General features: G+C 50.4%; 9 protein-coding genes. 3 read left to right on the top strand and 6 right to left on the bottom strand.

All coding sequences use genetic code 11. The features are described from left to right. Positions 1-13 precede the first annotated feature (13 nt). From ACOZIO_RS00330 to ACOZIO_RS00315, 4 genes are all read right to left on the bottom strand, one after another. On the bottom strand, positions 14-721 hold the full coding sequence (locus tag ACOZIO_RS00330; RefSeq protein ID WP_421594793.1) for a T6SS immunity protein Tli3 family protein: 708 nt from the start codon (positions 719-721) through the stop codon (positions 14-16). Positions 722-739: 18 nt separating this feature from the next. Then, on the bottom strand, positions 740-2875 hold the full coding sequence (locus ACOZIO_RS00325; RefSeq protein ID WP_129951048.1) for a T6SS effector phospholipase Tle3 domain-containing protein: 2136 nt from the start codon (positions 2873-2875) through the stop codon (positions 740-742). Then, positions 2868-5375, bottom strand: coding sequence for a type VI secretion system Vgr family protein (locus tag ACOZIO_RS00320; protein ID WP_129951047.1), 2508 nt, complete (start codon positions 5373-5375; stop codon positions 2868-2870). Before ACOZIO_RS00320 ends, ACOZIO_RS00325 begins: the two co-directional genes overlap by 8 nt. Before the next feature lie 243 nt (positions 5376-5618). Continuing rightward, a complete protein-coding gene (locus ACOZIO_RS00315; RefSeq protein ID WP_129951046.1) occupies positions 5619-6716 on the bottom strand; it encodes a glycerol dehydrogenase in 1098 nt (365 codons plus the stop codon). A 390-nt stretch (positions 6717-7106) separates the two neighbouring features. Here ACOZIO_RS00315 and ACOZIO_RS00310 point away from each other — a divergent pair, with 390 nt between their 5' ends. Beyond that, on the top strand, positions 7107-7289 hold the full coding sequence (locus tag ACOZIO_RS00310) for a hypothetical protein (RefSeq protein WP_129951045.1): 183 nt from the start codon (positions 7107-7109) through the stop codon (positions 7287-7289). A gap of 158 nt (positions 7290-7447) precedes the next feature. Here ACOZIO_RS00310 and ACOZIO_RS00305 read toward each other — a convergent pair whose 3' ends face one another. Beyond that, a complete protein-coding gene (locus ACOZIO_RS00305; RefSeq protein ID WP_129990851.1) occupies positions 7448-9106 on the bottom strand; it encodes a glucan biosynthesis protein D in 1659 nt (552 codons plus the stop codon). A gap of 415 nt (positions 9107-9521) precedes the next feature. Here ACOZIO_RS00305 and ACOZIO_RS00300 point away from each other — a divergent pair, with 415 nt between their 5' ends. Continuing rightward, a complete protein-coding gene (locus tag ACOZIO_RS00300) occupies positions 9522-10904 on the top strand; it encodes a CoA transferase (protein ID WP_129990852.1) in 1383 nt (460 codons plus the stop codon). Here the strand turns inward: ACOZIO_RS00300 and ACOZIO_RS00295 are convergent. After that, complete coding sequence (locus tag ACOZIO_RS00295) at positions 10901-11752, bottom strand: AraC family transcriptional regulator (protein WP_129951042.1); 852 nt, start codon at positions 11750-11752, stop codon at positions 10901-10903. The two genes, ACOZIO_RS00300 and ACOZIO_RS00295, sit on opposite strands and share 4 nt — an antisense overlap. A gap of 261 nt (positions 11753-12013) precedes the next feature. Between ACOZIO_RS00295 and ACOZIO_RS00290 the strand changes: the two genes are divergently transcribed. After that, positions 12014-13852, top strand: a complete 1839-nt coding sequence (locus ACOZIO_RS00290) for a DUF2264 domain-containing protein (protein WP_421594792.1) — start codon at positions 12014-12016, stop codon at positions 13850-13852. The last annotated feature ends 24 nt before the right edge of the window (positions 13853-13876 follow it).

Below are 13876 nucleotides of genomic sequence, written 5' to 3'. Positions count from 1 at the left end.
TACTTGCTCCCTTTTATTTCCCTGCATCCATATCGCAGCGCATATGATCCCATCCCTGATAGTTCTTCACTTCCGGGACGTTATCCGGCAAGTTCATCCATTCAGTTCTATATTGATTAGTTGCATCTGCCAGCCCTCTTTTGGTCATATAAACCATTCCCCAGGACCATCCCGGGGACCTTGGTTTTATTGTATCGAGGGTGCCATCTGGTGCTGTAAAAGTGATACCTGGCCCGCCAGGGAGGATGCGCGGATCATCAAATCCTCTGGACGACATATAGAGGCTTTTTTTAGTCAGTAAAAAACCCTGATCGTTAACGACGGTGAAAGAAATTGCATCGCCATAAGGGGGGGCGTTATCCCCATTAGGCTCATTTGGGCCAGGAGACATCCGTCCACCGCCGCTCTCCCAGGTTTGCCCATAGTCTTTCGACACTGTAAAGCCACTTATCCCTGCTCCCCACCAGGGGATAGCAATATAACGTTCAGAGGGATGGACATATTTATGGGTAAAAATACGATAAAACTGGCTGGCCACTTCCGAGCGTATCCCTAATTTGGTATCGATGTACCAAAGTTCCCCTTCGCAATTCCAGCCTTTAAGTTCCAGATACCGGTGATCGTCAAAGCGATAAACCACCTGCGTCGGCACTTTTTTGGCCTGTACGGTGTTGGCTGCAGCAATCAGTAGTAAGCCTGTTAATAATTTCATTCCGTTCATCACGTCTCCTTTATGACTTCATGACTTCAACTGGCTGTCACTTAATGGTTGCGGCATTTCCCATTGTTTGATTGCTACCATTCCTGAACTTCCCGCCAGGAAAAGCTCCATTTCGATTTCAATACGGCTGCGCACATAAGGTTTTTCACGTGGGCCATAACCATTGTCCACACCAAAATCACCTTTCGGAAGCACCTGCTCGGGTTTACTCATATGTATCTTCGTATTGTCATAGGGAAGCTTTCCACTCCTGTAGTATTCCTTTGCATCAAAGAATGGATTCAACGGATCCCGCCAGTCAGCCCGATGGAGCAAACTTTCCCAGAATTTGCCTTCCTGATAATCGAATGACTTGCACTGACCAATGGCCAGATCAAATGCCATGGCATGTGAGGGCGCAAATTCACTCATCACGATGGAGGAATGCTGGCTGTAACCCACCGGATCCGTTTTCAGCCATTCCTTTTCCAGTTCCTCGCGTGATTTCAGCCAGGTAAACTGAATACCGCGATATTCAGGCGTTCCTGTGATCACCCCTTTGATGATTTTCTTTTCACGGTAGATACTTTCGATAATCAGTTGTTGTTCACTGAGCACCGAACCCGGCATAAGGTCGCGGTAATCATATTTATCCAGCTGATAGATGGCCTTGCCTGTCCGGCTTATCGCGCCCGCTTTGGCAGAATAGGAAATCGTCTGATCGGGGCTGTCCGGATCAACGGCGTGTTCGTAATTTGTGTTCTGTCCCTGCAATACAAATTTAAAGGGTTCCGGCAACTCCTCAGCATTGGGTATCACGTCGCGGAAATAATAAGCGGCATTGATGCCTGATGCGGTGCTGAAATCGCCGGATTTCTTGATGGGATAAACAAAAGGTTGTCCGTCCGGAGCTTTGCCTACCTCACCATGCTGGACAAAGACGCGCTGATAAAGATTAGGGATATCCTGAGCAATCGCCTGTGGCACTCCCCGCCAGCCGATCCCCTGAACGTTTTGTAATGACACAATGTCATCATCGACACAGAAATAATTAAACACTCTGCCGTTATTATTCCGGCTGTAGCGCGGGTCAGTGTGCCACTGGTTTTTCCTGGCCGACGGCAGCGCACATAATGTCTCAATGGCCGTTATTTCCTCCTCCGTGTGTTGTGTTCCCTGGTATTGCGTCGCCATCAGGTTGCAGAAGTTTCTAAAAGTCTTCTGTCTGGCCTCGGTGGTTTGCTGATTTCCTTCCTGAATGTTTTCACTTATCCGGCTTTCCAGAGAATACGGAGAGTGGTTCATGATCACGCAGTTTGCCGGTTCTCCGCCTGCCTGTTTAACCAGCATGTTCGCCAGCATGGTAATAATGGTTCCCTGGCTGTGGGCGACGACGTTTATCACATCATTTCTTGTGGCCTGGTTGCTTCGGATCTGCATAATTAAATCCGCCAGCCTTTGTGCGGCAAAAAACTGATAGATGCGGTGCGGGTTTGGGTAAATCGGGTGAGTGTAATCGCCGCCGTTCATATACAGCGTGGCGAAGCCTACCGGCGCCAGTACCGCGCCCCCTGAACCCGGCCCTAACATATCCGGTATGCTGGTGGTCGCGTTGGCAAACGTACCACCATTTTTTGCAAAATTGGCATCCAGCGCATTTTTAAAACTGTCGTTCTGAAATTTGACAGAATTGCCGCCGTCATTCCCCTGAGCCGCCATTTTTTTAGGATCATCTTCCTGGTAAGCGTCATAGGGGAGTCTGGCGTCGTCGTGTAAAGTCTTCAGTTCATCACGATACTTTTGTTGATCTTGAATGTAGTCGTCATGGGTAACGGGCTTATAGCCCCAGTAGAAAGGAATTACCGGTGAGCGGCCGGGAGCTTTGATTTTTTGCTGCGCACTTTCATTATGCATCAGCATAAAATCCCGCCATTCGTGCGCGTATAAATCGGCGCGGTCAAGACGCTTATTCAAACCGGCAATGATGCCTTTTTCCTGATTCTGGTACGCCTCGCCGACGTCATTCACACCGTGTACCAGAATGACAATGCACGGCATAGGCCGTTTAATCCCGATGTTACAGGTCTGTGCCGCTAAACCCAGTGAGTGATGTACACCAATTTCATGGGTGGCAATGACGCGGGGTTGATAAGGGCTACCCTTCTGATCAGTCATGTAAAATCTCCATTTTGAACATGTGAATATCATCAGCATCAAGCAGGGATGAATGTCCTTCACCATCCGTCATCCCCTCGGTAACCGTTCCGTCTGTGCCGGTTAAGCGGAATTTTTGATGAGAGACAGGCTGATCAGGATCATCAGAAGAATGGAGTTTGAATCGCCGCTTAAAGGTGCCTTTTTCAAAAACGGGGGCTGTCGTCGTAACACGTTCCGGCCCCATAAAAGCCAGATTCGGTCCTTTCAGTTCAATACCGGTCGGAGAGAATATTTCAACAGAGCCGTCGGCGTTAATGCGGATACCACCGCCGCCACAGGAAAATTGGATGCCTTTTTTGGCACTGGCGGTCATCTTGCCGTCTGTGGATGACAGCGTGAAATCCTGCTGTGACAGTAAATGCATTTCGCCACGCTGTGCCTGGGCTTCGACATTGCCCGCTGCGGCAATCAGCTGGATCCCCAGTCTCTGAGCAAATAAAGACAACTTTTCGCCGACGGCTAATGAGAATTTTTTAACAATGTTCAGGCTGGCATTGCTGCCTGCGGTGGCAATCAGATCTTCACCCGCTGAAAGCTGAAGCGCCGAGGGAGTGATGAATGCCTGTCCCTGGCCTGAATAGGCTAAAAGTGAGGATGACGTGAGCTGGTTAAGCGCCTTACTCAACTGCTGCTGTGCGCCTGTATCAACCGCACCGGCACCGGCTGTGGTGGCGGTTTGCTGTAATGTCCGGGCGAGTGCTAAGGCGCTTTGCAATGCACTGATGGCAGCCGTCATATCAAGCTGTTTTCCCTGTGCGCCTGGCTGTGGCTCCGTGGTGAGCATCAGCCCTTTAGCGGAACGTATCGTCCCCCACTTATCAGTGCGTAGCTCAAAACCTTCTCCGCGCTTTTGGCGTTCGGCATCGACCAGATGACCGGTATTGAGTTGTGTTTTGCCGTACTCGGTGGACAGCTTGATATGCTCTTGCCCGCGCTTATCCTCGAGTCTTATCTTGTTGAAAGAGGCCGTGCGGATAATGTTGCGTGTGTCGTTTTTGATGGTGACCAGATCAGGATTTGCGCCATCATGGAGCACATGGGAAATAAACGGTCTGTCAGGGTCGCCCAGCTCAAAGGCAACCGCGACCTCGGTATTATCCAGTAAGGGGAAGTGAAAACCGAAGGTATCGCCAGCGTAAGGTCTGCCAAGCCTGACAAAAGCACTTTCGTAACCTTTCTTTTTCTCATCGACATCAAAATCGAATTTAACGATGTAACGGCCTTGCACATCCGTCTCTGCATAAAGGGCATTACGTGTTCTGGCTGATACCCTCGCGGGTACTGTGCCGGAAATGACCGGACGGGGAAGACGTTCAGGGCGAAAACAATACACCTCACTGTAAGGGATGCCGCTGAGTGTCGAAGTAAAATGCTCTGCGCGACTGCCGCTGATTTCAATCTGACAGACGACAAAACCGCGCTTAAAACCCTCAGGGACATTCCCTGTGGGGTAGAACATCACACCCGGTGAAATTTGAGGATCATTGGTCACTGCGGTAAAAATACTTTGGTGATTCAGCAAATATTCGTGGCGCACACGGGCATAAAATGACGCCGATTCGCCCTCAGTCCCATAGTAATCGCCGGAAGTAAGCTGATTATCGCCATAACGATATTCCTGACCTGCACGAACGCTTTCTGAAACATTGTGTACGTAGACAGATTTATCAGCCTGAGGGGAAGACGGGTCACGGTAATTATAATTACGGGTTTTAACGGCATCAGAAACGACGTTGTAGAACTCCCTGAGATCGGTAATGTATTCTTTCTCATTGGTCATACCAGAGTTCCTGACAAAGGGAATTTTCTTGTCAGAAAACTGATAACCCGTACCACTGTCACTGAATATAATGAGGGTTTCAGTGGTTATTTTGGGATGATTTTCAAAATGAAACCAAATCCCAACTTCGCAGAGCAATCGCAGAATAAATTGTAAGTCTGTTTCCTGCCACTGAATGACCATTGCGCGTGACGGGTAAGTTGACTGGAGTGTTTCAAAGTCAATTTTGTAACTCTGGATCTGCTTGTGTTCCAGCATCACTTTTTTTACCAGCTCAGGAACGCTGATGCCGAGGTAGACAGCAGACTTACGGGTTTTATCAAGAAGCGCTAATTCGTTTTCTAAAACACATTCATAAAGAGCTTCATCTGATGAAGAATCAATACGTGAGAATGATGTAATTACACCGTTTACCTGCTTCATTTCCAGCCACTTCTGGTCAGATTCAAGAAATGCATGAATATTGGGGGCACGAAAAAGGAAAGAGGCGTTCGTGTTAAGAACCTGTTCTATAGGGATACTCTTATCCTGGCACGTGAATTTAATCATGTATTTGTAGGGTTTACTCAGGTGTTCGGTCGCGGTAAACGATAAGACATCTGCATTAATTTTTTCGTTAAATAGAAAGCATAACAAATACCGGTTTAATGAATCTTTATTCTGGAAGTGTTTGTTCATTTCCTTTCATCCTGAATCACGGGAAATATATTTTTATCTTTTCCTCAGCAATAAACAAAGACTTCATTTTGAAATGGCATTTATTATTAAAAAACAGACAAGCACATACATAATTAATATACACAACAGAAAATTATTCGCACAATGCATTATTTCGGCCATCTGAAAAAGCGCAATTTATACCATGCGATGTTTGGTTAAGTGTTAATGCTCCCCCTGCACACGGGGGAGCCGTTACAGCAATTACTTCACCGTTTTACTGAATGCATCCACCGCCAGAATAGCGTTCGCCACGTCTTCGGCGGAAAGATTGTGGTTAAGGTTACCCAGCGTATCGCCCTCGCCGCCTGCCAGCGCACCGATTTTCACCAGACTGGCAAAAGATTCGTTTTCCAGATGCATTTCTTTCAGCGTGGTTGGCATTTTAATGGCACGGTAGAAACGGACGTATTTCGCGATTTCTTCGTCCGGGCGCTGTTCCAGCACCATCTGCGTCAGTGTACCGTAGGCCACTTTTTCACCGTGGGTCAGATGATGAATATCACCTGAAATCGCCGTAAAACCATTGTGGATCGCGTGCGCACCTGCCAGACCGGCATTTTCAAAACCCAGACCGGAAAGCAGCGTGTTGGCTTCCACCACGGCTTCAACGGCTGGCGTCACCAGTTTCTGCTCAACCGCCGTATAGGCACTGTAACCATAGGTCAGCAACGTTTTCTCGCAAGCTTCGGCAATCGCCATCCCGGCGATAGTCGGGTCACCCCCGACCATTGACTGAGAATGCGAACGCAATACCGCCTGTGCTTCGACAAAGGTGGCCAGGCCGTCAGCGATCCCGGAGGCAAACAGGCGTACCGGTGCCTGAGCACACACATGGGTATCTACCAGCACCAGATCCGGATTTTTATTGTAGAAACGGTAAGATTCGAAAACACCTTCATCGGTGTAGATAACCGACAACGCGCTGCACGGTGCATCGGTTGAGGCCACGGTCGGCACGATCACGACGTTTTGTTTCAGTTCATCGGCAATCGCTTTCACGGTATCCAGTGTTTTACCGCCACCGAGGCCCACCACGACCTGGGTTCCCGCATGACGGGCAATGCCGGCCAGACGGGTAATTTCGCTGGCAGAGGCTTCGCCGTTAAAGCGCTCATAATGAAATGCCACGTCAGCTTTTTTTAATGAATGCTGAACGCGCTCGCCGATAATTCCCCAAACAACATCATCAGCAATCAGGAATGATTTCCCTCCCAGTGCGGGCAGATAATCTCCTAACTCATCCAGCACACCGCTGCCCTGGACGTATTTTCTTGGCGAAGAAAAGATAAATTTACTCATGATAAAAACCTCTTTTCGTGGATAATGTGGATGTGAATAACTGCCCGAGCGTACCGCAGTGCAACAACGAGCCCAACTGATTTGATTCACTTTAACAACATGACTCGCAAAGAATTTTTCCAAAAGGTGCGGATGTCTAAAATAATCGGGGAAATTCCTTTCGCCTGTTCTGATACCCCATAAGGATTATTAAAATCCACATAATTCATTACCGATAGCGTATAGGCAGATTGTTAGCTTTTAGCTATTGAATACATCAATAAAAGCGACTTTCGCTTAATAAGGAAACCCGTAGAATTCATTGCATTGGCAGCACGTCGTAAGCAGTGGTCATTAGCCAGCTCGCTGTTAGCCATTCCGTTAATATTTCTGAGATTAATAAGGAACAGCATGTATAACTTTCAGCGCTACAACGCCAAAGAACTGGCGCTTGCCTATATGAGCAGCAAACCACATGAGTTTTCGCCGAACGAATTTTTACAACAGTTGAAAGAGGTTGAAAAATCTTTCGACGCGGCGCTGAGACATCCTCAGCAACAGCCGCAAAACGGAATGCTGGTGAAGGCGTTTTGATTGCCATCTTGGCCTTCATCAGTTGAGTGCCGTGCGTTACCCTTGCGTTACCTTTGAAGTATCTTGCATGTTCCTGTGTCCGGTTCATCTGCAAAAAATAATGTAAAAAAGCAAAAGCCCCGAATATTCGGGGCTTTTTGTATTGAGGGATGACGGGATTATTGGGTCATCTGCCGGTCATCGATATATTTGCGTTTGTCCGGCGCTGGCGGGAAATACTGATACAGCCAGGTTTCAGACAGCGCAGTCTGGCCGTTGCGCAGGAACATACGCAGCTCGACCGGTGCGACTGAATCGCTGTCCGGATACCAGTCAAATAAGATGCGGTAACCGTCGAACGGCTGCACATACAAAATTTCGATGTTTTTAATTTTACCTGCCGAGACATTGATCACCGGTTCAATGCCTTTATCAGCAAAGGCTTTCAGCTCACCGCCAATAAAATCGATAGCAAAACGGCGCGCCCAGACTTGCGGATAATTCTCACCCGGTGCCCAGCCTTCCGGGAAACCGCCCATACCGGTACGGGTCGCCAGCACATTCGCCATCGGGCTGCGGTGAGGAGGTTCAGAACTCCAGTACAATTTGTAGCTGAAACTGAATTCCGCGCCGGATTTCACCGGTTTTTCCGGCTGCCAGAAGCACACAACGTTATCCAGCGTTTCACCCGTGGTCGGGATTTCCATCAGATTAACGGCCCCCTTCCCCCAGTCTCCGACCGGTTCCACCCACAGGCTCGGACGCTTGTTGTACCAGCCGATCACATCCTGATAATTGTCAAAGTCATGGTCGAGCTGCAACAGACCAAAACCTTTCGGACTGTTGTCGCTGAAAGCGTTGAACTGCAATCGCTGCGGATTGTTCAGCGGGCGACAAATCCATTCGCCGCTGCCGGTCCACATCTCCAGACGGTCTGAGTCGTGGATTTGCGGATGGATTGTGTCGCAACGGCCCCGTTCACTGGTGCCGCAACTGAACATACTGGTCATTGGGGAAATGCCCAATTGTTTGATGTCTTCGCGGGCATGCAGATGGTTTTCAATTTCCATCACCACGCGGGTCGGTTCGCAGTGGATCACGAATTTATACGCGCCGGTGATGCTCATGCCGTCCAGCAAAGCGTAAACCGTAAACGTTGTGTCACCAGGTTTGGGTGTATCAAACCAGAACGCGGTGAAATCAGGGAATTCTTCCGGCTGATCGGTAAAGGTATCAACCGCCACGCCGCGCGCTGACAGGCCATACTGATAAGTATCATCGACCGCGCGGAAATAGCTGGCACCGAGGAAAGACACCACGTCGCGGCGCGTCAGCTCAGGGGCTTTATTGACTTTAAAACCGGCGAAACCAAGGTTGGAGAAACCTTCCAGTTGTTTGGTATCAACACCGGCATCGTGATAGTTAAACAATTCAGGGCGGAAATGGATTTCGCGCGCCAGATGTTTCACCGGATCCACGGAATACATGCGCACGCGGCGTTTGAAACCCATACCAACGTGGAACAGTTCCACATCAAGCTGGCGGTCAGGCAGACCATTCCACAGGGAATGTGCATGATCATACTGAATCGCGTTGTAGGCCTGCGGCGTGAGTTCAGCCAGCGTTTTCGGTAACGGCTGCGGCGCGCCACCATAAGGCTTATCCGCTAAATCTTTCGCCATCTTTTTCAGCGCATTGAAATCAAATGGCAGTTCGCCGCCGTCCGCTACATTCGCCTCTGCCGCCTCAGCGGAACGGGTAAACAGTGTGGACATAGCCGGCACACCACACCAGGCGGCGAGTGCCATAGATGCTTTAATAAATGCTCTTCGTTCCATGCCAGAATCGTTTCCTGTACTGGGCAAAAATCTGGAGACATCGTGCTGTGACGCCGTCCCCGCGTATTCAGAATTTTTCGACCCTAAGGCTAACGTAAAATTCACAAGCCGCGTACAAGAAATTGAATGCATTCAGCTAATATTTTGCTTGTAAAAGTCATCAGTTCTTACCGCGCCCGTTCCCCGTATGACAGGGGCTGAGCCGGTTTTCAGAAACCCGGATTTGAGCCGCTATTCCTGCCCTGTTTTGGCGCGCAAATCACGGCTGACTTTAGGAGCATTCTGTTACCGGAAGGTTACTGTTATTTCTCCCTCATCGAGTCATTCTCGCCAGATAGCGCGCCTTTTGCCCGTCCTGCTATGCTGAATGCTTATAGTTTGGTGATTTTTTTGTTTATTGCATGGAGATTCCCGCATGTCCGATGAACAGATTCAGGAGAAAGCGCGTGAGCTATACGCACAGTTAAGCGGCAAAATTTCACTTCCCTGTACGCTCCATGTCAGCGGTACCGGCAATCTTCCGTCTTATTATCCGGTCACGCCACTGATTGCCGCCTCTGTGGCGCTGGCGGGTATTGCCGTTTCACAGCTTGTTGCTCTTAAAAACGATAAACACGATACGGTGACTGTGGATCGTCGCCTGGCCTCGCTGTGGTGCAAAACCAGTATCCGGCCTGAAGGCTGGGATATACCACCCGCCTGGGACAGCCTGGCGGGGGATTACGCCACTGCGGACGGCTGGATCCGTTTGCATACTAATGCCCCCGTCCACCGCAAGGTCGTAGAGACACTGCTCGGCAAAGCGGAAAACCATGAGGCGCTGGCGCTGCGGGTGAAGATGTGGAAAAAAGCAGAACTTGAACAAGCCGTTGTGCGGGCGGGTGGATGTGCCGCGCAGATGTTCAGCCCGGAAGAATGGCAGCAGCATGTACAGGGAAAGTCGCTGATTTCGGAACCTCTTTTTCAACATTCGGTGTCAGCTAAGGCTGCACTGCCGCAATGGGAATTGTCCCCGCTACAGCCGCTGGCAGGCGTGAAAGTGCTCGACCTGACAAGAATTCTCGCCGGTCCGGTGGCCACGCGTTTTCTCGCCGGACTGGGCGCCGAGGTATTGCGTATTGATCCTTTCGGCTGGGATGAAGCCAGTCAGGAAGCGGATATCACACTCGGCAAACATTGCGCACGGCTGAATCTGCATAACCCGCAGGACCGGCACCGTTTCGAAGAATTGCTGCGGGACGCGGATGTGATGGTTCATGGTTATCGCGCGGGCGCGCTGCACAGACTGGGATATGGCAGTGAAAAGCGTCGTGCGATTGCGCCGGGGCTGGTGGATGTGTGTCTGAATGCGTATGGCTGGAGCGGGCCATGGCGCGAACGGCGCGGATATGACAGTCTGGTACAAATGAGCTGCGGGATTGCAGCACAGGGAATGCGGCTTTCCGGTAGTCACAAACCGGTGCCGTTGCCGGTTCAGGGGCTGGATCACACGACCGGTTATCTGATGGCTGCCGCTGTGCTCCACGGATTGGCGCAACGTATGCAAACCGGTCAGGGCAGTGAATGCAGACTTTCACTGGCACGCACTGCCTGTGAACTGATGAAAAATGGCGCATCAGCAGCATGTCACGAACCGCTGATTGAATCTGCAGAACAGGACGATTTTTCATCCGAGCCGGAACGCACGGTCTGGGGCAATGCCCGGCGGCTGCTTCCTCCCGTTCACCTGGAAAACACAACCTTAAGGTGGCGCCTCCCCGCTTCCCCGCTCGGTTCTGCACCCGCCAGCTGGCGTTAAGTCGTCAGGGAAAACGCCGCCTTGCGATACTGCAACGGCGTTTTGCCGATCATCTTTTTAAAACGGGTAATGAAATACGGCGCGTCAGTAAATCCGCATTGCAGCCCGATCGCTTCGACCGAACGGTCTGTGGAACGCAGCAATTCACATGCCCGTTTAACCCGCCGGGTGGCGAGATAATCCTGAATTGAGCCACCGGTTTCCTGCCCGAATACCCGCGAGATATAACTTTCTGACAATCCGAGGGCCACAGAGAGTTCCGCCAGCGAAAATTTTTGCACGTAATTTTCTTCAATCCATTGCATGACTTTAGAAGCTGTTGTCCGGCTGACAGTTTTTGGCAACACGTCTTCCGCTGGCATAAATGCCATCAGTTGCAAGATCAGCAGGGTAATTTCTTCCCACTGATCGGCCTGCGGTTCGGACAACTGATTGAACTGCTCGAGAATGACTTCTATATGGCTGGCATGTTCGCTGAGATCATAAATATGTGCTGCACGATCAGCATCCCACAAATTTGCGAACCTCGCCCGGCGTTGCGGGAATGATTGCAGGCAACCATCCAGCAACTGATGATCCAGATGGATGGTGGTGCGTAAATACAGGTTCTTTTCACCGGATTCGACAAACACTTTGTGCAGTTTAAAAGGCGGAAAAACGAACAAGCGCCCCGGACGCAGTGTGTATTGCTGATTATCCACAATGACAATCCCGTAGCCCTGACTGACAAAAAGTAATTCCAGACACTGATGCCAGTGAAAATAATTGGCACTCCCGCGGTTCATCCGGTTAAAGGAAACCTGACGTTCATTAAGGGCAATACGCTCCAGATAATCAGATACGGGCATACCTGTTTTCCTCATTTTCATTTGGCACCGTAAAACGACAAGGACAACAAAACACAATTTTCAGTCAGTTTTTTATAATTTAAGCCCTTTTAGTTGCGATTTAATAATCACAATTTCAAAAATCACCTCATTTTGTGAAGCACGTAACAATCAGTGTTTTTCATTTCTCTATATTTCACTCGCAGCACAGAGAATTGAAATAATATTTCAAATTAATAAACCCTTATTTTTTGCTTCCCTTACGTCACCGGGAGAATTTTTATGACGCTGAAAAAAGTGAACATTAATAATCCGTTACAGACCCGCGATGATGTGCAGCATCTGCTGAAAGAGTTGCTCTCGGCGGTGTCGCCTTATACGGAAGAAGGCAAAAGCGGAATCAACCTCGGAAATTCCACCACCCATTACGGAAAAAAAATTGCCGAAATGGAAGCACTGTCGCGCATGTTGTGGGGCATTTTCCCGCTGCTGGCCGGTGGGGGTGAATGTGAGGATTTATCTTTTTATCTGGATGCCATTCGTTTCGGCACTGATCCGCAGCATCCGCAATACTGGGGAGATATCCGCGATTTTGATCAGCGCTGTGTGGAAATGGCAGCGTTTGGTGTCGGGCTGACGCTGCTTGACACAAAACTGTTGCAGCATTTCAGCGTTCAGGAACAACAAAATCTGGCGGACTGGCTGAATCAGGGGCGTGATGCCACCATCCCGAATAACAACTGGAATTTCTTCCCGGTTATGGTGCAGATGGGCTTTAAAACATCCGGATTACCCTGGGATCAGGAAGCCGTGGCAGCCCGTTTTGCGCTGATGGAAGATTATTATCTGGGCGATGGCTGGTATTCCGACGGTCCCGGCAGGCCGCGTGATTACTACATTTCGATGGCGTTTCATTATTACGGCCTGCTGTACGCTCAGTATATGGCTGATGTGGATGCATCACGTGCAGCCATGCTGCGTGAACGGGCACAACGTTTCGCACAGGATTTCATTACGATGTTTTCCGCGGGTGGCGCAGCGGTGCCTTTCGGACGCAGCCTGACCTACCGTTTTGCCGAAGCAGCGTTCTGGAGTGCGGCAGCGTACAGCCAACTGGACGTGTTCACTCCGGGCATCATCAAGGGGCTGATTTTGCGCCATCTGCGTCACTGGCTGAAAGAGCCGATTTTCGACCGCGACGGCGTGCTCAGTATCGGTTATCACACACCGAACCTGGTGATGGCGGAAGACTATAACGCACCGGGCTCACCTTACTGGGCATGCAAACTGTTCCTGGTGCTGGCACTGCCGCCGGACGATGCCTTCTGGGCGGCAGAAGAGGCGCCCCTTCCGGCACTGCCCGACACTCATTGCATTCCTCATGCCAGTCAGATCCTGACCCGCGATGCCGGAGGTCAGCATGTTGTGATGCTCACGTCCGGTCAGCTTGAGCTGAATAATTTTGTGAATACCGAAGCCAAATACACCAAATTCGCCTATTCCAGTCAGTTCGGATTCACCCTGGATCGCGGCCGGTACGGTCTGAATCATGCCGGTTGCGATTCGATGCTGATGTTCTCTGAGGGCGACGGCTATTATCGCGGACGCCGCGACTGTGCCGACACCCGCATCACCGTCGGGATGATTTATTCCCGCTGGCTGCCGTGGCACGACGTAGCAGTACGCACCTGGCTGATCCCCTGCGGTGACTGGCATTTGCGGGTCCATCACATTGAGAATCAGCGTCCGCTGGAGACGGCCGAAGGCGGTTTTGCAGTGATGCAGACACCTTCAACGCAAATACTGCATCCGGCAGAAAAACAGGCGGTGACAGTCACAGCCGGTAACGGCATCAGCCGGATTGCCGCGCTGGAAGATAATACGTCGCGCGAAGCGTCCACCGTTATCACCCCGCCCAATAGCAGCATTATGTTCGCCGAAACCGCCGCCATACCCGTATTGAAAAATGCCCTGCCGGTGGGATCTCACTGGCTGATCACTGCCGTGTCGGCCTCGGCCAGCACGGATATCCGCAGCCTCCCTTTACCGGAAGTCTCCCGCGAAGGACAGCAGCTACGTTGGCAATATCCGGGTCATAACGGACAAATCATTTTAGCTTAACCGCAATAGCCGTTTCAGGAGTCA

The organism is Rahnella sp. PD4 (assembly GCF_049199325.1).
In the GTDB taxonomy this organism is placed as follows: domain Bacteria; phylum Pseudomonadota; class Gammaproteobacteria; order Enterobacterales; family Enterobacteriaceae; genus Rahnella; species Rahnella perminowiae.
This window is presented reverse-complemented; position numbering and strand designations above follow the sequence as displayed.

Bases quoted from the DNA above. Each gene is read 5' to 3' on its own strand.
- ACOZIO_RS00305 (WP_129990851.1), bottom strand. From the start codon at position 9,106: ATGGAACGAAGAGCATTTATTAAAGCATCTATGGCACTCGCCGCCTGG.
- ACOZIO_RS00310 (WP_129951045.1), top strand. From the start codon at position 7,107: ATGTATAACTTTCAGCGCTACAACGCCAAAGAACTGGCGCTTGCCTAT.
- ACOZIO_RS00325 (WP_129951048.1), bottom strand. From the start codon at position 2,875: ATGACTGATCAGAAGGGTAGCCCTTATCAACCCCGCGTCATTGCCACC.
- ACOZIO_RS00295 (WP_129951042.1), bottom strand. From the start codon at position 11,752: ATGCCCGTATCTGATTATCTGGAGCGTATTGCCCTTAATGAACGTCAG.
- ACOZIO_RS00290 (WP_421594792.1), top strand. From the start codon at position 12,014: ATGACGCTGAAAAAAGTGAACATTAATAATCCGTTACAGACCCGCGAT.
- ACOZIO_RS00300 (WP_129990852.1), top strand. From the start codon at position 9,522: ATGTCCGATGAACAGATTCAGGAGAAAGCGCGTGAGCTATACGCACAG.
- ACOZIO_RS00320 (WP_129951047.1), bottom strand. From the start codon at position 5,375: ATGAACAAACACTTCCAGAATAAAGATTCATTAAACCGGTATTTGTTA.
- ACOZIO_RS00330 (WP_421594793.1), bottom strand. From the start codon at position 721: ATGAACGGAATGAAATTATTAACAGGCTTACTACTGATTGCTGCAGCC.
- ACOZIO_RS00315 (WP_129951046.1), bottom strand. From the start codon at position 6,716: ATGAGTAAATTTATCTTTTCTTCGCCAAGAAAATACGTCCAGGGCAGC.